Annotated in this window: 21 protein-coding genes; 9 read left to right on the top strand and 12 right to left on the bottom strand. The window is 47.1% G+C overall.

Going from position 1 to position 19,232, the window contains the following annotated elements; genetic code table 11:
• Positions 1–259 (top strand): integrase core domain-containing protein (locus G519_RS0140740; RefSeq protein WP_029199422.1); only part of this gene is annotated, 259 nt, incomplete at its 5' end.
• Between the two features lie 422 nt (positions 260–681).
• Here G519_RS0140740 and G519_RS0140735 read toward each other — a convergent pair.
• Entirely contained in the window at positions 682–1,362 is a 681-nt protein-coding gene (locus G519_RS0140735) for a hypothetical protein (protein ID WP_029199421.1), read from the bottom strand.
• A 280-nt stretch (positions 1,363–1,642) separates the two neighbouring features.
• Between G519_RS0140735 and G519_RS0140730 the strand changes: the two genes are divergently transcribed.
• Positions 1,643–2,860: a multidrug effflux MFS transporter gene (locus G519_RS0140730; RefSeq protein WP_029199420.1), complete on the top strand. Its 1,218-nt coding sequence runs from the start codon at positions 1,643–1,645 to the stop codon at positions 2,858–2,860.
• 182 nt (positions 2,861–3,042) lie between these two features.
• On the opposite strand, the gene G519_RS0140725 is transcribed toward G519_RS0140730, so the two are convergent.
• Both G519_RS0140725 and G519_RS0140720 read right to left on the bottom strand, forming a co-directional pair.
• A complete protein-coding gene (locus G519_RS0140725) occupies positions 3,043–3,666 on the bottom strand; it encodes a DedA family protein (RefSeq protein WP_029199419.1) in 624 nt (207 codons plus the stop codon).
• A gap of 203 nt (positions 3,667–3,869) precedes the next feature.
• Positions 3,870–4,820 (bottom strand): DNA-3-methyladenine glycosylase family protein, encoded by a 951-nt coding sequence (locus tag G519_RS0140720; protein ID WP_051254216.1) that lies wholly within the window; start codon positions 4,818–4,820, stop codon positions 3,870–3,872.
• A gap of 155 nt (positions 4,821–4,975) precedes the next feature.
• Here G519_RS0140720 and G519_RS0140715 point away from each other — a divergent pair, with 155 nt between their 5' ends.
• The 3 genes from G519_RS0140715 to G519_RS0140705 all read left to right on the top strand — a co-directional run bounded on the left by G519_RS0140715 (position 4,976) and on the right by G519_RS0140705 (position 7,051).
• A complete protein-coding gene (locus G519_RS0140715; protein WP_279626928.1) occupies positions 4,976–5,518 on the top strand; it encodes a bifunctional transcriptional activator/DNA repair enzyme AdaA in 543 nt (180 codons plus the stop codon).
• Positions 5,519–5,541: 23 nt separating this feature from the next.
• A complete protein-coding gene (locus G519_RS0140710) occupies positions 5,542–6,090 on the top strand; it encodes a methylated-DNA--[protein]-cysteine S-methyltransferase (RefSeq protein WP_029199416.1) in 549 nt (182 codons plus the stop codon).
• 142 nt (positions 6,091–6,232) lie between these two features.
• Complete coding sequence (locus G519_RS0140705; RefSeq protein WP_029199415.1) at positions 6,233–7,051, top strand: SPL family radical SAM protein; 819 nt, start codon at positions 6,233–6,235, stop codon at positions 7,049–7,051.
• A 51-nt stretch (positions 7,052–7,102) separates the two neighbouring features.
• Here the strand turns inward: G519_RS0140705 and G519_RS0140700 are convergent, their stop codons facing one another.
• Positions 7,103–8,044, bottom strand: a complete 942-nt coding sequence (locus G519_RS0140700) for a helix-turn-helix domain-containing protein (RefSeq protein WP_036635906.1) — start codon at positions 8,042–8,044, stop codon at positions 7,103–7,105.
• Between the two features lie 209 nt (positions 8,045–8,253).
• Between G519_RS0140700 and G519_RS0140695 the strand changes: the two genes are divergently transcribed.
• Positions 8,254–8,991, top strand: coding sequence for a ThuA domain-containing protein (locus G519_RS0140695; RefSeq protein WP_029199413.1), 738 nt, complete (start codon positions 8,254–8,256; stop codon positions 8,989–8,991).
• A 291-nt stretch (positions 8,992–9,282) separates the two neighbouring features.
• Here G519_RS0140695 and G519_RS51530 read toward each other — a convergent pair whose 3' ends face one another.
• From G519_RS51530 to G519_RS0140670, 5 genes are all read right to left on the bottom strand, one after another.
• Positions 9,283–9,441 carry a hypothetical protein gene (locus tag G519_RS51530; RefSeq protein WP_164826792.1) on the bottom strand — a complete coding sequence of 53 codons (159 nt, stop codon included), beginning with the start codon at positions 9,439–9,441 and terminating at the stop codon, positions 9,283–9,285.
• Positions 9,442–9,495: 54 nt separating this feature from the next.
• On the bottom strand, positions 9,496–9,828 hold the full coding sequence (locus G519_RS0140685) for a winged helix-turn-helix transcriptional regulator (protein WP_029199412.1): 333 nt from the start codon (positions 9,826–9,828) through the stop codon (positions 9,496–9,498).
• 337 nt (positions 9,829–10,165) lie between these two features.
• Complete coding sequence (locus G519_RS47080; RefSeq protein ID WP_244280388.1) at positions 10,166–11,734, bottom strand: HAMP domain-containing sensor histidine kinase; 1,569 nt, start codon at positions 11,732–11,734, stop codon at positions 10,166–10,168.
• Positions 11,731–12,426 (bottom strand): response regulator transcription factor, encoded by a 696-nt coding sequence (locus G519_RS0140675; protein ID WP_029199411.1) that lies wholly within the window; start codon positions 12,424–12,426, stop codon positions 11,731–11,733. The genes G519_RS47080 and G519_RS0140675 overlap by 4 nt, the downstream gene beginning before the upstream one ends.
• A gap of 99 nt (positions 12,427–12,525) precedes the next feature.
• Positions 12,526–13,287 (bottom strand): hypothetical protein, encoded by a 762-nt coding sequence (locus tag G519_RS0140670; protein WP_029199410.1) that lies wholly within the window; start codon positions 13,285–13,287, stop codon positions 12,526–12,528.
• 183 nt (positions 13,288–13,470) lie between these two features.
• Here G519_RS0140670 and G519_RS0140665 point away from each other — a divergent pair, with 183 nt between their 5' ends.
• Positions 13,471–13,767, top strand: a complete 297-nt coding sequence (locus tag G519_RS0140665; protein WP_029199409.1) for a Rieske (2Fe-2S) protein — start codon at positions 13,471–13,473, stop codon at positions 13,765–13,767.
• A gap of 7 nt (positions 13,768–13,774) precedes the next feature.
• Here G519_RS0140665 and G519_RS0140660 read toward each other — a convergent pair whose 3' ends face one another.
• The 3 genes from G519_RS0140660 to G519_RS0140650 all read right to left on the bottom strand — a co-directional run bounded on the left by G519_RS0140660 (position 13,775) and on the right by G519_RS0140650 (position 15,774).
• Complete coding sequence (locus tag G519_RS0140660; protein WP_244280387.1) at positions 13,775–14,116, bottom strand: YrdB family protein; 342 nt, start codon at positions 14,114–14,116, stop codon at positions 13,775–13,777.
• A 291-nt stretch (positions 14,117–14,407) separates the two neighbouring features.
• Positions 14,408–15,250 carry an SDR family oxidoreductase gene (locus G519_RS0140655; protein WP_029199407.1) on the bottom strand — a complete coding sequence of 281 codons (843 nt, stop codon included), beginning with the start codon at positions 15,248–15,250 and terminating at the stop codon, positions 14,408–14,410.
• Between the two features lie 110 nt (positions 15,251–15,360).
• On the bottom strand, positions 15,361–15,774 hold the full coding sequence (locus G519_RS0140650; RefSeq protein WP_029199406.1) for a MarR family winged helix-turn-helix transcriptional regulator: 414 nt from the start codon (positions 15,772–15,774) through the stop codon (positions 15,361–15,363).
• Positions 15,775–16,005: 231 nt separating this feature from the next.
• On the opposite strand from G519_RS0140650, the gene G519_RS0140645 reads away from it, so the two are divergent.
• Together G519_RS0140645 and G519_RS0140640 are read left to right on the top strand one after the other, a co-directional pair.
• Positions 16,006–18,222, top strand: a complete 2,217-nt coding sequence (locus tag G519_RS0140645; protein WP_029199405.1) for a sensor histidine kinase — start codon at positions 16,006–16,008, stop codon at positions 18,220–18,222.
• A gap of 2 nt (positions 18,223–18,224) precedes the next feature.
• Positions 18,225–18,929 (top strand): response regulator transcription factor, encoded by a 705-nt coding sequence (locus G519_RS0140640; protein ID WP_029199404.1) that lies wholly within the window; start codon positions 18,225–18,227, stop codon positions 18,927–18,929.
• The last annotated feature ends 303 nt before the right edge of the window (positions 18,930–19,232 follow it).

Here is a 19,232-nt window from a genome sequence, read left to right as displayed (position 1 = left end):
TCCGATCGAGCACGAGCGCATACCGCCCAAGACCCCCAATATGAACGCATACATTGAGTCATTTCATAGCATTATTGAAAGAGATGTGTACACAAAAGAGTACTTTGAAACGTTTGAAGAAGCTTACCAAAGAGTACACACATACATTGAATTCTACAACCAACGGCGTTTCCACGGAAGTCTGCACAAAATGAGTCCAAGCCAGTACCATGCAGCTTGGGAAGCTAAAAAATTAGAAGCCGTAGAAATTGCGCTTTAGTGTGCTAGAGAAATGAGAAGCTGCGAGAGCGAGAGCATTTAGCAGCTAGACTCCATAATTAAGGGGCCGAACCGTATTCGCTAAATTAGCTGCACTTTTTGCATGTCTTCTCATGAAAACATCAGTAGGAATGAAATTAGCTGCACTTTTTGCATCAAAAGAGTTACTGACTCGAATCTGGATTCCCTATTAAGATCCTCATCCCCAGCTACATTTTTCATCTTCCCCCGTACCCGCAGCTCACTTCCATCCCGACAATAAGTACAAAAAAAGCTACTCCAAGTAATCTAATAAATCTACTCACGAGCTCATATTTGGCGAGGTTCCCTGTAGTTTCTCCGTATGCGACTTTAGTGTAATTCCCAGCAGTTTCTTCCACAAACGAGTATTCATCGAGCGATCAACCAAATACTTTGAGCCAGCTAGTCTACAAAATCCATGACCCCATGCGCGAGCTCGTATTGGACGACTCGGCCTCCTGCGGTTCGGCTTATTGGAGTTAGCCATCCTTTGGTGCGTAAGGATTGAAGAAGTCGCACGGCTGTTCGATGATTTATTGCGAAATGTTCTTTAACATCTACGGGGCGTATGGGTCTAGCTAGCTGGTGGAGCAGTCGGATGACTTCTTTTTCGGCTAGTATGGCTCGGTTCGTAGGGGAGAGGGCAGATTGATAGCGGCTCAAGAGCATGCGAAGTAAGGTGATACATAACTCAGGGCGATGAGCAACATCGTCGTAAGCGAATGAGACAACTCGAAAGCCAAGGGCTTGGAGGAAAATTTCTCGGTTTAATTCTTCGCAATATCGTTTGCGATCCATGTCCTGAACATGGGGGCCGAAGCCTTTGATTTCCCATATGAATTTCACGTCACCGAGTAAATAGGCGAAATCCCCAAAGTACGAGCGTCCTCTCCAATCTATAACTTCGTACTCAGGATGCAAATGCTCAAAATGCCCGATTAGCGGGAACCAGACTTGTTCCAAAAAAAGGGCCTCCGCATGCTGGTGCCCGCGTTCAAGTCTTCCCTTGCGTTCACCTGATCTCTGGGAGATATGGGCGTTGAGAAAGGCATGGTGCTTCTCATGAAAATGTGAACTACTCATATGTATAACTCCTTTTTTGTATAAATAAAAAACGCCCCTCATTCATCAAAAATGAATAGGGACGTTCTTCATCGCGTTAGCACTCATTATAGTCGAAAGGCGAAAAGGTGGCAATAACCACTCTGCACTCTGGTTTGTTATTGTGTTTTGCTTAGACTTGCCTGGCATTTCATCTTTGAGCAATTTCCCCTTCGCTCGGCATTGTAAAAGTTACCTACTAGACAAAAACACATCTCGATGGTAGCGTAAATTTACTACGAAAGAAAGTTTGTGATGCGTGATGTCCAATCCTATTGCTTCCCAAGTGAGATTATCTTCAAGTCGTTCAAGCCGATTATGGATCGTGCTCGTGCTCGGTTCACTGGCCTCGTTCGGCCCGCTCTCACTCGATATGTACTTACCCGCGCTGCCTGTGCTCGCGAATGATCTTCATACGACTACCTCGCTGGCGCAAATGAGTTTAACCGCCTGCATGCTCGGCCTATCGATCGGTCAGCTCATCGCCGGTTCGGTGAGCGATGTGCGCGGAAGGCGAATGCCACTGCTGATCGGACTCGTTATTTATGCAATTTCCTCTGTCCTGTGCATGTTCTCGCCAACGATCTGGGTATTTCTGGGCCTGCGTTTCGTTCAAGGCATGGCTGGCGCAGCTGGTATCGTTATCTCCCGTGCGATTGTTCGTGATATGTATGAAGGTGTGGAGTTGACGAAATTTTTTGCCCTTCTAATGTTGGTCAATGGGTCTGCGCCAATACTTGCTCCCATCGTAGGTGGACAAATTTTGCAATTCACCTCGTGGCGCGGCGTTTTCCTTGTTTTGAGCCTGATCGGTGTGGTTATGCTCTTTGCTACTGTGCTCAGCTTGAAGGAAACGCACCCGCCAGAGCACCGTTCCAAAGGTGGTCTCGCCAATACGCTTCAAACGTTCGGTGGCCTGCTCACAGACCGTATGTTCATGGGCTATGCGCTAACGCAAGGACTCGTTTTTGCCGGTATGTTCGCCTACATATCGGGTTCTCCTTTCGTGCTGCAGGATATTTTCGGCGTTTCCCCACAAATGTTCAGTCTTTGCTTCGCGATTAACGGTCTGGGTGTTATCATTGCCGGTCAAATCACGGGTAAACTTGCAGGCAAAGTAAGCAACCCTCGATTGCTAGCTGGTGGGCTTGCCATTGCCGCTTTCGGCGGCTTGTTACTGCTCATTTCTACCCTTATCGGGGCAGGGTTATATGCGATTTTGGTGGCTTTTTTCTTCATCGTTTCTAGTGTAGGACCTGTCTCTGTAGCAACCTCCTCGCTAGCTCTTCAAAATCAAGGGAAAACAGCAGGCAGCGCGGCAGCGTTGTTAGGTTTGCTTTCTTTTATCATAGGAGGTCTAGTTGCTCCGTTGGTCGGTATTGGCGGCAGCCAAACCGCAGTTCCGTTAGGCATCATCATAGCTGTGATGGAAATAGGAGCAATCCTTTGTTTTATTTTACTCACCCGAAAAAAGGCATAATAACAAAATCAAATAAAGGTTGCCTCCTTCGATCTTTTAAGACCGAAGGGGCAACCTTTTTCAGTAGATAAGAAAGTATAAGTTTTATTACACTTCGCGTCATCAGTCTTGACAAACGCGCTCGTCCCTGAAGGACGACGGAGTCGTTTATCCTTGTATAAAAAGGGATTTAGATAATCGCTTTATTGAGGCTTTTGCAGCCCCGTTTTCAAACGATTACGCCATTTTACAAGTAGTAAAATAGCCACCACAATACACAACCCAATCAAAGTGTAAATCAAAAACTTTTCAACCCACATAAAAATGATAAGCCACTGATCACCGAAAAGGTAACCAATTCCGAAAAATACAACCACCCATAAAGCTGAGCCTGTGAAGGAGAATAAAGCAAAAATTCGGTATGGGACGCGGATGATGCCTACAAAATAAAAGATAAACTGTCTAATTCCCGGTATGAAATAACTGAAAAGAAGCAATTTGTTTCCGTACTTCGCGTAATATTCTCTAGATTTATCCAGATGTGCTGGTTTCAAAAACAGAAATTTTCCATAACGTTCGATCAGAGGCGTGCCCAGTCTATATCCGATCCAATAGGTAATCGTCATGCCGATTATAGATCCGACCCAGGCCGCACCCATGGCTAAGAACCAATTAAGCACCCCTTTATAAGCTAAAAAACCTGTATACGTCATCGTTGTATTTCCCGGAGGAATCGGAAGCGCAATAGCGTCCAATGGCAGACCGATCAACAATACCCAATAGCCATATTGTGCAAATAATTGTTCAATTAGTCCCATAAACTTCATGACTGATGCTCTCCTTGTAACAAAAAACAGCATATTTTTGTAGAAAATTGGCATGAATATCTCTAAATTGCTCAGAAACGAACCATCATACATAAAATTATACCTGTTTTAAGTAAAGCTATGAACCGTCATAAAGTCAAGTTCTGGTCAGGACCTTAGTCTAGTTATCCGTAGGGTTTGCTCACGTAAACGCATCATTTCGGCTAGTACAATACACGCCATAAATAAAAAGTCGCATAAGCTTCCCATCCACTCCATCCTTCAGCAAGCTGTCGAATATGGGGAATAGTCGGTTTCTGCTCTAAACCAAGCACATGCTTCAGAGCATTGTGCAAGCCAACGTCGGCAAGAGGGAAAGCAGCGGGGTTCCGCAAGCAGCGCATCAGGACATAATTGGCCGTCCACGGACCGATACCGCGAATACTTAACAGTTCCTTCTCCATTTCGGTAAAATCGTTCCGCTTCAGCAGCTCCTCTTTCACAAGCAGCCCCTCCGCCATCAACTTGGCGACGCCGATTAAGTATTCAGCCTTTTTACCCGTGAACTGTAAAGCAGTCAGAGCATCTGGTGTGAGCTCGGCGATTCGCTCTGGTGTAGGAAATGCCCAATACGTTCGTCCTTCCCAATCTAGTCGGGTGCCGAAGGCTTCAACAAGCCGTCTTTTGAGCGTATAGGCAAAAGTCAGGTTGATTTGCTGTCCGATAATGCCCCAGCTCATCGCTTCGAATAGATCCGGAATCCCCATCACGCGCAGCCCATAAAAGTCTTGTGTGACTTGCTTCAGCAGAGGATCACCCTTGGCCAACTCGTAGAACGGTGTAAGGTCGGTGCCGAGGTCAAACCACTCCCACACATAACGAGCCACATTTTCACGGAGGGATGGGGTGAGGGAACCGCCCGGACTATGGATAAGTTGAATGCGCAGCCGCGAATTATCCTCACTGTTGACAGCGATTAGGACATAGTTATCCTGGGCGGGAATCAGCTTGTAAATAGCCAAGTTATCCAGATGGAATAGGCATTCATTGGTGGATCGGGATAGGTAACCGAGATTGTGCTCATATCGAAAAAGACCTGGAAGCGGCAGCGTAAGGGAGCTCGTCTGCTCGCTCCATTTTAGGATAGAAGGGTCAAAGGGTTGAAGACGTGGCATGTTAAGTTCTCCTCTAATCTGATAAAGTTGCTTCCTCTATTATCGCTGAAGGCGGCTTTCGTAATCTTGCTTTCTCATCTCTCTTCCCTTACAACAGCAGCATAGTTTGGGTATACTGAGCTAGTAGGGAAATGGAGCTGAGAGGAGCGGTAGTCATGCAAGAACGGTTTTGGAAAGCGATTGTTGCGAATGATGCGGCTTATGATGGTACGTTTTATTATGCAGTGACGACAACAGGGATCTTCTGCAGACCTTCCTGCAAATCAAGGCTGCCTAAGAAGGAGAATGTCCGGATTTTTGTGAACCGCCAAGCAGCTTTCTCGGAAAATTATCGTCCCTGCAAAAGGTGCAGGCCAGACGGCGTGAGACTGCCTGATGAGGAATGGGTGTCGCTTATGGCGTCTCACATCGAAGATCATTATGCCGAGCCGCTAACATTGACAACCTTGGCAGATCACTTTTATGCGAGCGTTTATCATCTGCAACGGACTTTCAAACGCGTACAGGGCGTCACGCCTCTAACCTATCTTCAACAAGTGCGCATCGAGGCGGCCAAACGGCTACTTTTAGAAACGAATGCTCCTGTGAATGCGATTGGTGTTCAAGTGGGGATTCCCAATGCGGCACATTTTGCCACGATGTTTCAAAAAAAGACCGGTTTCTCACCAACAGAATTCCGTCAAATAAAATCAATTTAAACATAACCGAGGAGGGTTCGAAGATGCAAACAAAACCGACCAAGTCGATCTACTGGGGAGTCGTTCGTTTGTTGGGGAATAACTTTTTGATGGCGGCAACGGATGAGGGGCTTTGCTATTTACAATTTCATGATGCGGATCCTGCAGCTGGTGTAGATGAGGGTGCATGGTCGGAATTAGCGAAATGGGCTCGCGCGCAGCTGCCTGAGCCTAACTGGGTCGAGGATGCAGAGAAGCTGCAGCCCTATATCCTTCAATTAGAGGAGTACTTGAAAGGACTACGTACGACATTTACATTACCGTTGGATCTGCGTGGTACTACTTTTCAGCAGTCGGTTTGGCGTGTGCTTCATGAGATCCCACATGGGGAAACGTTTAGTTATTCACAGGTAGCTCAAGAGCTGGATAAATCAAGTGCAGTTAGGGCCGTAGGCACTGCTATTGGGGCTAACCCCGTGCTCATTGTGGTGCCGTGTCATCGTGTAGTGGGGAAGGATGGGTCATTAACTGGCTATCGGGGCGGACTTCGGAACAAGGAGAAGCTGTTGTTGCTGGAGCGAGCGGGAATGTGATTGTGATTGGATGTGGGTGCAGTACTAGATTGGATGAAATGAATCGATGGTCTCTTTCCTCCAATGTAATAGATGAAATTAGATGATAAGATATTTGTAATATCCAAATATCTTTTCCAGAGGGAAGAGTGGAGGTGAGTCTATGAAGATTGACGTAAACCGGAAGACGGCGAAGCAGCTGCTCACGAAAGCGAGCGGCTTTCTTAAGGGGTACACTCACACGCTGAACCCATACACCGGGTGCTCCTTCGCCTGTTCCTACTGTTACGTGAGGCAGATGCCGGTCGCGTTGTTCCGCAGCGATGCATGGGGCGACTGGGTCGATGTGAAAGAAAATGCGGCCGCGCTTCTAGCCAAGGAGCTCGCCAAAGCGAAGAGCAAAGGGCCGGTAACGATCTTCATGTCATCGTCAACGGATCCTTACCAGCCGATCGAGCATAAGGAGCGAATCACCCGTTCGCTCCTTGAGGTGATGTCCGCGAATCCGCCGGACTTCTTGTTCGTTCAGACCCGCAGCCCGCTCGTGACACGGGATGCGGACCTATTAAAGCTGCTCGGCGAACGCGTAAGAGTCAGCATGACGGTCGAGACCGACCGCGAGGATATACGCCGAGCGTTCACGCCGTCCGCGCCGCCGATTCCGGCGCGTCTCACTGCCCTCCGCGAGCTCGCAGCTCGCGGCATTCCAGTGCAGGCCACGATAGCGCCAGCGCTGCCGAGCTCGGAGCATTTCGCCGAGCTGCTTGCGGGCATCGTGGATCGGGTGTGCATCGACGATTACTTCATGGGCGATGGCAGTGGGGGCAAGCGTACGGAACGCATCGGCGTGCGCGCAATCTATGACGCGCTGGAGCTGCCAGACTGGTACAGTCGGGATGCGTACGAGTTCGTGCGCGAACAGCTCCTGCGGCATTTCCCGCAGGAGCGTGTGTTTGTTAGCCAACAAGGCTTCCTGCCTTGATGAATATTAACAAAGCCTCCTGCGGGATCTCCCATGGTGGCTATAAGTGCGCTAGTCCGCTTGCGCAAGCAGAGGCGTCAGCCCTGATTGACTGCGCATACGTTGTTTGAATTCTTTGGGCGAGCATTGGTTATGCCGCTTAAACAGCTTGTAGAACTGCGCCATATTCAGTATGCCTACTTCAAAGCTTACTTCCATAATGCTGAGGTCGCCTGTTAAAAGGAGACGCTCGGCTTTTTTGATCCGCTTGTAATTAACGTAATCGACGAAGGATATCCCCATCACCTTTTTGAAATACTTAATAAAGTAATGATAGCTCAAATTGAGCACACTGCACATATCTTCGACTGAAATCCGTTCGCTCAGATGCTCGTCGATAAAGTCGAGTGCCGGGCGCACGCGGGAAATACCGGAGTCCTCGACAAGAGCCGAGAAATCTCGGTTGTCATTACGGAGCATTAAAAGTAAGAGATTTTTGACAGCGGCACTGATCGCCAACTCGTATCCAATCTTGCGGGATTGCGACTCTTCGTAAATCTGCATGATGAGGTTGTAAGCAGCTTGCTTGACAGCATCATTACTCTGAAACAGCTCATTAAATTGCTCAAGTGGATGAGTCAACTCCGAGAAACAGTGCAGGTAGGGCATGGTACTAAGGTCGAAATGCTGCTTTAAATCAATCTGGAAAACGATCTGTCTCAAGGCATCCGCTGAATGCTTATATGTCCGATGGGGCTGGGAAGAGCCCAAGACCATGACATCTCCAGGCGCCATCACGGTATAATCGTGCTTCGTTTGGATGCCGAGTTGACCTTCTATCACCACAAGAAATTCAACTTGCATATGTGAATGCCAACGCCAAGGAGTAGGAGGCCCAAACTGCGGGGTGTCCGAACTCATTTCCCAAATTTTCAAAAAGAGTAAGGGGTTCTGATAAATGACTTCTTCATTAACGATCTCGGTAAAGGTGCTAGTGCTATGAATAGGGTCCATGGATAGGTATACCTCACTACTGTTAAAGACATTTTTGAATACGTAAAAAGTGGCGAAACGTAAGGTTTATCAGTATTGAGTATATCATTGTTTAAAAGGGAAGGACACTATTGAATAAGAATTAGGCAGGATCTTGCCTTTATTTTCGGCGAGGGAGTGACTATACTCAAAAGTATGAATGAATACGCTACCCTGGAGGGAAAAAGAAGATGAGTCAGAAGCTTAGAGTAACGGTTTGGAACGAGTTCCGTCATGAAAAAGAAAACGAAGTCGTACGCGCAGCGTATCCAGATGGTATCCATACGGCGATTGGTGAAGGCTTAAGCGGAGCAGTTGATGTCACTTATGCGACATTAGATGATGCTGAACACGGCTTGTCCGAAGAAGTTCTGAATAACACAGATGTTCTCATCTGGTGGGGACATAAGGCACATAACGAAGTGCAAGATGAAATCGTTGACCGCGTTCAAAAGCGCGTATGGCAAGGCATGGGGCTTATCGTGCTGCATTCCGGACACTTCTCCAAAGTGTTCAAAAAGCTGATGGGCACATCTTGTGACCTCAAATGGCGTGAAGCGGATGAGAAGGAACGTCTTTGGGTTGTTGCTCCGGGGCATCCCATCGTTGAAGGTATCGGCGAGTACATCGATCTTGAAGCAGAGGAAATGTACGGTGAGCACTTTGATATCCCTCAGCCGGACGAGCTGATCATGGTTTCTTGGTTCGAAGGCGGCGAAGTTTTCCGCAGCGGCTGCACGTTCAACCGCGGCAACGGGAAAATTTTCTACTTCCGTCCTGGACACGAGACGTACCGTACGTACTACAATGAGCAAATCCGCCGCGTTATCAGCAATGCGGTTCACTGGGCGGCACCATCTACACGTGAGTACCCGAAATACGGTAACCACAAGCCGCTTGAAGAAATTAAAGCAAAGGCCAAAGCTTAATTGCGATTGGATAGGAATGCTCCCGGTTATCGGGGGCATTTTTTTGCTTTGTGATGTTTTTACGCGTATCTAAGGAGACCTTCCGCCATTAAGGTAGGGCATTAGGGCGGTGTTCTACGTTCCTCTCATTTGTATGAAAGCGTGCCAATTCCACGTAATTAGCGGCACTACGTTCGTATTAATGATCCTACCTTAGGCAGTAGATTGTAAATATCCGTAGAGCGGCTGCCCCCAACTAAAAAAACCACCCTGTCGGATGGATATCCCCTGGATGGTCTTCTGCAGCTTCGCTTATTTCTTTATAAGATTCAGCTTAAGCGCCTGTTCCTCCGTCAAAATAAATTCCTCCTGAGGCCATATTTCCTCATCTTTATCTCTCCCGAAGAGACGAAGTATGTCTGACCAGACCCCTTTTTCCATAGCTTCCGAAGCTGAAATCATGATCTTCAAAGCAAACACCTCCTGAGATTAGTTACTTGTATATCGCCTAGCTCCACAATTAAATTAATGAGTTAGTATGGGATCCATATTCTTTTCTTTCATATGATGCTCCCCCCAGGCACACATGGCATCGAGAATGGGTTTGAATGACCAACCATAATCGGTTAAGGAGTAGACCACTTTCGGCGGCACTTGATCATAGCTTGTTCTTTTTACCATTCCGTCTTGTTCCAACTCGCGTAATTGTTGGGTAAGCATCTTCTGGGTAATGTCGGGCATTAACCTTTTTAACTCGCTTGTTCGTTTGTCCCCTTTGTCCAAATGACACAAGATGACGACCTTCCATTTACCGCCTATTACATCAAGCGTGGCTTCAACTGGAACATTATAGGCCATAGTATGTTAACCTCCTTTTGAAAATAAGGGTACTTTATCGTACCTATATACCTTAAATGTATCTATACTACTTCAATGCGCGTACTTATCAAAAAGTTTGTATACAAATATAATAGCACTCAGAGTCAAAGTGTTAAAGTACACGGCCGTTCACTTCAATTATAAACTAGGAGGATATCATGAGCCAATCATTCGCACAAAATGCTTCTCTACAATTAGAAACCTCGAATTCAGGGGAATGGGCACTATGGTTCTAGTTTCCGTCTTACTCACTGGTAAGCAGAAGAAAGCACAAGCGACTAGGAAACGGTTCCCTGTTGCTTGTGCTTTTTTGTCCTCATGAAACTTTTGGGACGGTTGATTTATTCGTCTGCTTTCCTGGCTCGATGTAAAAGGATACGCCATCTCGCTGGTTCGCCGCGCGAACAGTCATGCCGTGATGGTCCATGATTTGTTTCACGATGGCGAGTCCGAGTCCGAATTGACCATCTCCGCCGGAGCGGAAGGGCTCGAAAAGGGTGTCCGCGATGGCTTGATCAAGAAGCGGGCCATCATTACTTATACAAAGCTTAGACAATGATGTTTGCCCTTTTACCGCATTCTCATTGTCGAGTGACTGGGATTTAACCACTATGCGAATGCAATTTTTGGCATAGCGGAGCTGATTGTCGAGCATATTTTCCAAGGCTATTTTCCATTGTTCCTGATCACCGATTAGTGTGGTATGAGGAGCGAGATCCATCTCCCACTTGATTTCAGGACGACGGTACCGCAGTCGCTCAACAACATCCTCAACGACAGCATTAATCTCAAAAGGCTGAAAAGGCTTCTCCCTGGCCGTCAAATAGTTCAGCTTATTCAGCAGCAGCAGGTCGCGAATCCGCTTCTCCAGCCGCTCGCCCTCTTTCATAATAACGCCAACGCTCTCATTGAGGGTTCCCTTCGGATAGACACCGTCTTGAATAGATTGCGCATAGCTGCGAATCACCATCACAGGCGTCTTTAGCTCGTGAGACGTATGCTGCAGGAAGAATTGCTGCGCCCGATCCTGGCGCACTAACCGCTGCCGCATGGATTCAATCGCTTTGGCTAGCCGGCCAATCTCATCCTTGCGGCTTGTTGAGATAGGCTCGTGCCAGTCACGTTCGGCCATTCGCCCGACATGGCGCTCCATCTGAACGAGTGGACGTGTGAAGTAGCGAGCTATTCCCAGACAGGGGAGCCAGCTAATGACGATAAGACCTACCATCAGCAGCATGAGCCGACCAAACATCGTCATCACGAGATCGTTGCGATAGTTTCCCCAAGCATACGAGACGATGAAGTTGGGCTTCGTTAGATCACCTTCTTTTCGAATCACATAGAAGATACTCTTATTCTCAATACTCCGCGTATATTTTTCTACGGGCAGTTGTTGTGCGAAGGCATCATGCTCCATAGCCTGCATGAAAGGCTCGCTAATGGTAGCGCTCGAAGCAAATGTTTGATTGCTGGCAGCAGTACCGCTTATCATGAAATGCTGAATCGTTGGTCCGCTGAATGTAGCTTGAAGAGGAGAAGTTGCCCGTATCGCCATAGTTGAATTAGGGAGGATGCTGTTTGCTTCATTGAGGTCCATTTTAGGTACGACCAAAATGCGTTTATCCATAGGTACGCCCTGTACAAAACTGGGAACCGGAAGTTGAATGATTGGTTCCGCGGGGATTGCCAATGTCGTCGCTTTGGTGCTTTCCACACGAAGACCGCTCTGTGTATCGAGTAAAATATCATACAGCTGCTCAGTGAAAAATCCCTTTAGCGTCCAAGGAAGCAGAATGGCGAGCAGCGTAAAAATCAAAAGTGTTAAGGAGGCGAACGCTCCCCATAGCTTGACGGCAAGAGGCCAATTTCCCAGACGCATTCTCATGCTTTCACCATCCTATATCCGTAACCATATACGGTTTCAAGTCGCAATTCCGGCAGTTTACGGCGTAATCTTCGCACCAAATCGTCGACGACACGATCCGTACCGAAGTAATCGATGCCCCAGACAGCGGTGAGCACCTGCTGGCGTTCAAGTACTTGTCCATGGTGATTCACTAGGTAAAGCAGCAGCTCGAATTCCTTCGACGTAAGCTCCGGGTTCGTTCCATCGGCGTCAGTCACGATGCGGCCTTGCTCATCGATCAAATAGGGGCCAACTGTCAGCTTCACTCGGCGTTCTTGAGCAGCTTTCAGGGATCCGCCAAGTCGGTCCCCGTAGACGCGTTCAAGTAATTTACGTGTGCGAATCACGAGTTCCCGCGGTAAAAAGGGCTTGGCCAGATAGTCATCACTGCCTAGCTCCAGTCCAATAATCCGATCAATATCTGCATCTCGTGCGGAGATAAAGATAACAGGCTGCATCGGTTGATCAGCCTTGATTTCCCGCATCAATTGATAACCATCCACGCCGGGCAGCATAATATCGAGGACCCACAAGTCCGGCCGCTCCGAGATTGCTTCTCGGGCTGAGGTTCCATCGGGGAACGAGCGCACTTGCCACCCCTCTTTCTCTAAATATGCTGCCAGGACGCCTCTTAAATCCTCTTCATCTTCTACCAGATAAATGTGATACATGTGCATAATCTCCTACTCTCCTGATTACATAGGGAAAAAGTGGAGCCGATCCGCTTAAAAAAGCGATCGGTTCCACTAGATTCAATAACTAAACAATCTTTATTTCTCAGCGGGTGCTGGAATTTCTGTTTTCAATTTCTTCGTCAACTCGCGTAGATCTTCGGTTTGCTTCACATAATCCTTCAACAATTCAGGCAATAAGCTTTTAATTGCCGCGGAATCATCTGCTTCCACCGCTTCTGTTAATTTCTGCTGGCGCTTGAAAGATTCGGACGGCTCCGCTTTCATTATATCACCAGCTACAGCACCCTCAAGTGGAAGTGCTTGGGTAACCAGTTGTTTGATCATGATATCTTTTGTAGGCGGCGTTATTTCACCTTGTGAATTGATGGTAACAGAAGGAAGGGCAGGTACGGTTGTAACGGAAGCTGGGAGCCCTTCTAATTGAACTGCCTCGTCATCAGTTAAGACTTTCTCCTCTGTTGTACCCGTCTCAGCATCTTTCTTAGTGATCACTTTTTTGGCAAAAGTAGGCTTTGGAAATTCATTTTCTACCTGTTTACGATCTTCCAGCACCTTTTTCCAGTCGGATAAGGTTTCTGGTGCATAGGTACTGGCAAGCAGCTTCCAGTAGTTTCGCTCATGCGATGGCTGCATTAATAAACCTGCGCTAGCGCTAGTTGCACGGAACATCATGACTGGCTTACTGCCTTCAGGTTGTGAGATTTGAACGGTGGCTTGGAGCGATTTCGTTTCTTTGTTCGTGTCTGCTGCGGATGCATTGACGGCTCCGAATGCGATAGTTGCGATTACGGCTAGCAGGCTAGTTTGAGCTGCGCGTTTTTTCCATTGTGTTTTCATTTTAGAAAACTCCTCTCGGTATATGTAGCTTGTAGGGAATGTTAGTCATTTCCCTTACACCCTTACTGTACCGAAAGATTATGGACATCCTATCGTAACATTGTGGGAAATTATGTGTAGAAGCTTGTGGATTGCGATAAACTGTTAAGACAGAGTTATCAACATTTTGCTAGGAGGATTAGGATGAAAGAAATTGAACTAGGTCCGGAAGAGCGATTCACAGATTTACCCGCAGAAGTTGAGGTTGAAAACCAAAAGTACTGGATATTGAAGAACGACGAACCGGATAGCTACCGTTTAGTGTCGCGTAAATGTCCGCATGCTGGGGGTTTGGTAGAAGAGGAAGGTGGGGAACTGGTATGTCCCTTGCATGGTTGGGAATTCGATTCTCATACTGGCGTGTGTCTGAACGTGCCTTCAAAAAGTCTAACGGCTTATACCATTATTGTAAAAGATGGGCTGCTTGTCGCCCAAATGTGACCGCCACTTATTGTTCCCAGAGGAACTTCAGAATGCGATGAAGGATGTAAAAAAGAGCGAAACAAATAGCGAGAGAATGTTTGCCGGTTACATAAAGAGCTATGATGGCAGCAGCGAAAATAACGAGTTCAATGATAAATTGGAGAGGCTGAGAGACGGTTATTGAAGCTTTCGGTGAAACGAACATGCCCCATAGGATGGCTGCAAGCAGTGGAGCGCCAATGCCCAGAATGCCTTTGAGCAGCCACCCGTTGCCGATGTGAAATCCCCAATAACAAAGGGAAGCAAGGATGCAAAGTTCTAACAGAAAACGTAAGCCCAAATTGGCGGCTTTCATCATGATCATCATGATAACAACACTCCCTTCCACAGAAAAACTAACTATAGTAATATATTAACTAATGGTATTAGTTTATGCAATCTTTTTTTGGATTTAAAAAATACCACTGCAGAACGTTTTTTACGTTCCGAAGTGGTATTTGATTTTGTTACCACATAAGAAAGTATAAGTTTTTCTAACAGAGAAACTTGACTTTCTTATTGGCGATAAAACCTAATATAGGGATCTTTGGTCGTAGACCAAAGTCTCTCCTCGTTAAACGCGGTCGCTCATATTCGAAAGGCCTCGATAGAGGTTTTCTCACTTATTCAAATGCAGCTTACGTGTGTTGAGCATGCCGTCTAGGCCCGTGGGATCTTGACTCACTTTATATTGGACGAAAGCTTCCGCGGCCTCAGATGTTCGAATACGTAATGGCTTCGGCTCCAGCTCCGTGACTAATTTAACCATCACCTCTGCAACCGATTCAGACGTTTGAGGCACCGTATTCCGCTTGGAGAAATTGTCCAAATACTGTGTGATAATTGGCTTATATTCATCCTCCAGAATGCCGCCTGTTTGTTGAACATGACCGAGGACGGTGCTGTTAAAATTAGTTGCGATCGCTCCGGGCTCAAGCAGCGTGACATCGATATTGAACGTAGGCTTATAGTAGGTAGCCAAACTTTCTAATAAACCCTCAACCGCAAATTTAGCCGCGCAATAAATCTCATTAAAGGGTTGTCCGACTAGGCCGCCGACACTCGTTGTTGCGATCAGATGCCCAGCATCTGACTTGCGAAGAAGCGGAAGCCCTGCACGAATCGTATGCATAACCCCATATACATTCGTATCAAAAACGCTATGAATCTCCTCCATAGTCGCTTGCCCCAAGGCTCTCAAGAATCCAAAGCCTGCGTTGCAGAACAAAACGTCAAGGTGACCATGGTTCTTTTCGATAACGGCAAATGCCTGTTCCATTGATTCAGGGCTGGTGACTTCCATTTCGATAAAATGAAGATTAGCCTGATGGCCGTATTTCTCTTGATCACGCTCCACGTTGCGTGTACCAGCGTAAACCGACCAACCCATCTCAGAAAATTTCAGTGCAGTCGCTAATCCTATGCCCGATGAGGCTCCGGTAATCGCAATAATTTTATTCATTGAAAACGCTCCTTATTTGTTTATGTTTTAAACTGTTTAATCAGTAAACAATATAATGATTAAACAAATTAGTCAAGATGAAAATGAAAAATCCCAACAGGGCGTTGGGATTATAGAGGCAATTTTTCTAAAAGCTGTTTGAGTGAAGCCAATTCTTCCTTGGAATAGGGGGTGAATAGCTGTTCGATTTTGTTATTATACGCAGCCAAAATGCTAATTATCAGTTCATTTCCTTTATCCGTCATTTGAACGAGCTGACTTCTGCGACTAGTGGGATGCGGCTTGCGGATGACCAAACCCTGCAATTCCAATTTATCTAACAGCTGAGTGATAGCTCCTCTAGTTAACCCGAATTCATTGGAGATATCCACAGCGATGCATTCAGGGTGTTTGCGCAGAAACTCCATGACATACATCATAATCGGGGTAATGTGAAAGTGAGGCAGCACCTGCATCAAATAGGAGGAGATCACATTTTTAATTTCGCGAAATCTGGTCGTAATTAATTCTTGGTCATTTTCCATAAGAAGCCGCCCTTTTTTGTTTAGTTTCCATACATTATAACAAAAAAGTGACCCACAGCAACGGGCCGCGGGTCTAAGTATATTTTAAAGGGGGGTCGAACTTTATTATAGGCTTACTTCATTAAAACTAGATGAATCTCAGATTTCATTTTCATTACATTTTTGCAAATGGTAAAATAGAGCTAATGAACACATCTAAGAATAGTGTTGCTAGAGCGGAGGAACTATGTTTTGAAACATTATTCGATGCGATCGCATTTGACCCTAACTTTCGCTATTATGGCGATGATTCCGATTCTCATTCTAGGCAGTTTTCAAGTTTCTCAAATTACCCATATTACGCAGGAGTCCAATCAGAATCAGCGGCAGACAACCTATCGGCTGGGGGATGCCATCCAAGATTACATGTACTATCATCGAAATGCGGTTGAAACGTTAGCTGCTACAATTTCGGCGTCTGATGCTGCCTTTCGAACGCGCGAAAGCTTAACGCTGAAGCTGCAATCGCTTCAAGAAAACTTGGCAGGCTTCACGGGTATTTACGTTGTAGATCAAAACGGAATCATTAAAGCGACACATACCGCTGCGAATAATTCACTCATTGGCGCCGATGTTAAGGATCGGGACTACACCAAACGTATGCAAAACGCGCAAAAGACCATTATATCTTCCTTATTCCGGGGGCCAGAGGGGTTGAATCAGCCGGCAGTCGCGATTGCTGTACCGATATATAAGGGAAATAAGCAAGCTGATGGCTTTGTACTCGCAGTGCTCGAACTGGCTCCGATTAAGGAGCTTGTTACCAAATATGATTACGGCAAAGAAGCGTATCCGGTTGTTCTGGATCATGCGGATAAACCCATTTATCATCCAAATGCAGCGCTGACGGCATCCATGGCCGATTTATCGAAGGAGCCTGTTGCCGAAGATGCCCGAGTCCAGCGACAAGGGGAAGGTACTTACCAATTAAGCACCTCCACGCATAAAGAACAGATAACTTATAAAGTCATCCCCGAAATCGATTGGATCGTGTGGGTAAGCAAGTCCAAAGCCGCAGTTAATGCTGCTTTCATCGAATCTCTCCGTATCACGATATTGCTGCTGGTGTTCACTCTCATTTTGACTGTGCTGCTAGGTAGTTTTCTGGCAAAACGGCTGAATGGAACCATTCATGCCTTGGTTGGTTACACGCAGCGTCTTGCAGGAGGCACCTTCGCCAAACCGGATAGCAAAGTCGTTCCTCAGGGTTCACCTCTGGAACTGCAATTGCTGGCTGATCAATTCTTCCGGATGGCTGAGCAAATTAAGGAAAATCAAGGAGCACTTCTGCAGCTCAACAGCGAGCTTGAGAATCGTGTCGAGGAACGGACCCAGCGGCTGCAGGACGAGCATGCGACCTTGAACGCCGTTCTGGAAAGCATGTCCGATGCGGTTGTCCTGATCGACGTGGAGCACAACGTTGTTTATGCTAATCATCGAATGGCCGAAAACTTCGCGATTCCGATGTCGGAGTTGGGGGCTATGAATGAGGCGGCATTGTTTGAAAGGATTGCTCTTTTGCTGCCTGAACGTCAGGAAGAGCTTCAGAAGCTTACCGCTGAACCTAGGGTACAGGGAGCTTTTACGGTGAAATCCGAGCAAGGCAAAGAGCGCTTTATGATGGTTTCGGCGTTTCAAGTAGCTAGAGAAGGGCGGGTTTTTGGCCGCGGCTATGTGTGGCGTGATATGACCAAGGAGCATGAAATCGATGCGCTAAAGAATGATCTGATCTCTTTGGCATCGCATGAATTTAAAACACCAATTACGAGTATTCGCGGCGGTGTTGAGACGCTTCTTCGCGTGGATGCTCAGTGGGAAGAAAGCTTCAAGCAGGAGCTGTTGGAGGGCATTCATGAGGACATCGGGCGTATTCAGGACCTGATTGATGAGTGGCTGGATATCTCCAAGATTGAATCGGGAGCCATGCGGATTAATCCGCAGCCACTCCGGCTGGAGGCAGTTGTGGAAAGCTCCAAGAGAAGACTGCCGCAGCAGGCAAACTATGAGCATACCCAATTCGAGGTGCATTTGGAGGGAGATATTCCTCTGATCTACGCGGACAAGCTGCGCATGGAGCAAGTCCTCGTGAACTTGTTCACGAACGCAGTTCGATACAATGAGCAGCATCCTGTTATTCGAATTACGGCTCATGCGGATGAGCGCTATGTTCATCTGGAAGTTCAAGATAATGGCATCGGGATATCGGCAGAGCATGTGGATAAAATATTTGATCGCTTCTACCGAGTGGATGTGTCATCCAGCCGTCAAACGGGCGGAACCGGACTCGGTCTTGCGATCTGCAAGGGGATCATGCAAGCGCACGGAGGAGAGATCCGCGTATCGAGCAAGCCTGGTGAGGGAAGCACATTTATCCTCTCCATACCGAGGTTTGAAGGGAAGGAGAGCTGAAAATGAACAAGAAGAAGATTATGATCGTCGATGATGAGCCTAAAATCGTGAGATTCGTTGCAGCGAACCTCAAATCGTTGGATTTCGAAACATTAGCCTGCCAAAGCGGCGCTGAGGCGCTTGAGAAGGTTGAGGGATTTGATCCGGATTTGATTTTACTAGATCTGATGATGCCGGGCATGGACGGATTCGAAGTTCTCAAAAGGCTGCGCTCCTACTCCAGTGTGCCAGTCATCATGCTGACAGCGCGGAGCAATGGGGCGGATAAAGTGCAAGGACTCAACCTAGGAGCGGACGATTATTTGACGAAGCCGTTCTCGTTAGACGAGCTATTCGCCCGTGTCAACGCCGTGCTTCGCCGGATGGACGGCCGAATGGCAACGACAGTCACAACGAGCGAGATTACGCTCGGACCTGTGACCGCTAATCTAGCTCAGCGTCGAATTTGGCTGGGAGATTCAGAGATTAAGCTTACGGAGACCGAGTATAACCTGTTTGCTCTGCTCTTGCAGCATGCGGGTAAAGTTATGACCCATGAGCAGCTGCTGAGCGAAATCTGGGGAAGTGAATACCGCGATGAAGTTGAATATTTGTGGGTCACGATAGCGAGAATTCGTCAGAAGATCAAGAGCCTTGCAGAGGGGCAGGAGACTGTGGAGATTATTGTAACCTACCCTGGGGTGGGTTATATGGCGAAGCATGAATGATGGAATGAATGAAATCAAGATCCCATAGAAAAGGCCCCTTGCCCGTTTTATCGGGTAAGGGGCTTTTGGTTTCGCATCACATGCAAAATAAGTCGAAAGAGCCGAAATGGACTTCTCATCGCCGGAAAAGTAGCAAATTGTTGTTGAGAAGTCCGAAAAGGACGTCTCAGAGCCAGAAGGATGCTTGTTAACCACAAATGAATGCTGAGAGAGCTGGAATGGACTTCTCATCGCCGGAAAAGTAGCAAAGTGTTGCTGAGAAGTCCGAGAAGGACGTCTCGGAGCCAGAAGGATGCTTGTTAA

The organism is Paenibacillus alginolyticus DSM 5050 = NBRC 15375 (assembly GCF_000422905.1).
Classification (GTDB): Bacteria; Bacillota; Bacilli; order Paenibacillales; family NBRC-103111; genus Paenibacillus_E; species Paenibacillus_E alginolyticus.
Note: the sequence above shows the minus strand (reverse complement) of the source record. Positions and strands in the feature narration are given on the sequence as shown.

What these genes read in the sequence shown, in the direction of transcription:
- G519_RS0140735 (WP_029199421.1), bottom strand. Translation starts at nt 1,362, where the DNA reads ATGAGTAGTTCACATTTTCATGAGAAGCACCATGCCTTTCTCAACGCC.
- G519_RS0140730 (WP_029199420.1), top strand. Translation starts at nt 1,643, where the DNA reads ATGTCCAATCCTATTGCTTCCCAAGTGAGATTATCTTCAAGTCGTTCA.
- G519_RS0140725 (WP_029199419.1), bottom strand. Translation starts at nt 3,666, where the DNA reads ATGAAGTTTATGGGACTAATTGAACAATTATTTGCACAATATGGCTAT.
- G519_RS0140720 (WP_051254216.1), bottom strand. Translation starts at nt 4,820, where the DNA reads ATGCCACGTCTTCAACCCTTTGACCCTTCTATCCTAAAATGGAGCGAG.
- G519_RS0140715 (WP_279626928.1), top strand. Translation starts at nt 4,976, where the DNA reads ATGCAAGAACGGTTTTGGAAAGCGATTGTTGCGAATGATGCGGCTTAT.
- G519_RS0140710 (WP_029199416.1), top strand. Translation starts at nt 5,542, where the DNA reads ATGCAAACAAAACCGACCAAGTCGATCTACTGGGGAGTCGTTCGTTTG.
- G519_RS0140705 (WP_029199415.1), top strand. Translation starts at nt 6,233, where the DNA reads ATGAAGATTGACGTAAACCGGAAGACGGCGAAGCAGCTGCTCACGAAA.
- G519_RS0140700 (WP_036635906.1), bottom strand. Translation starts at nt 8,044, where the DNA reads ATGGACCCTATTCATAGCACTAGCACCTTTACCGAGATCGTTAATGAA.
- G519_RS0140695 (WP_029199413.1), top strand. Translation starts at nt 8,254, where the DNA reads ATGAGTCAGAAGCTTAGAGTAACGGTTTGGAACGAGTTCCGTCATGAA.
- G519_RS0140685 (WP_029199412.1), bottom strand. Translation starts at nt 9,828, where the DNA reads ATGGCCTATAATGTTCCAGTTGAAGCCACGCTTGATGTAATAGGCGGT.
- G519_RS47080 (WP_244280388.1), bottom strand. Translation starts at nt 11,734, where the DNA reads ATGAGAATGCGTCTGGGAAATTGGCCTCTTGCCGTCAAGCTATGGGGA.
- G519_RS0140675 (WP_029199411.1), bottom strand. Translation starts at nt 12,426, where the DNA reads ATGTATCACATTTATCTGGTAGAAGATGAAGAGGATTTAAGAGGCGTC.
- G519_RS0140670 (WP_029199410.1), bottom strand. Translation starts at nt 13,287, where the DNA reads ATGAAAACACAATGGAAAAAACGCGCAGCTCAAACTAGCCTGCTAGCC.
- G519_RS0140665 (WP_029199409.1), top strand. Translation starts at nt 13,471, where the DNA reads ATGAAAGAAATTGAACTAGGTCCGGAAGAGCGATTCACAGATTTACCC.
- G519_RS0140660 (WP_244280387.1), bottom strand. Translation starts at nt 14,116, where the DNA reads ATGATGATCATGATGAAAGCCGCCAATTTGGGCTTACGTTTTCTGTTA.
- G519_RS0140655 (WP_029199407.1), bottom strand. Translation starts at nt 15,250, where the DNA reads ATGAATAAAATTATTGCGATTACCGGAGCCTCATCGGGCATAGGATTA.
- G519_RS0140650 (WP_029199406.1), bottom strand. Translation starts at nt 15,774, where the DNA reads ATGGAAAATGACCAAGAATTAATTACGACCAGATTTCGCGAAATTAAA.
- G519_RS0140640 (WP_029199404.1), top strand. Translation starts at nt 18,225, where the DNA reads ATGAACAAGAAGAAGATTATGATCGTCGATGATGAGCCTAAAATCGTG.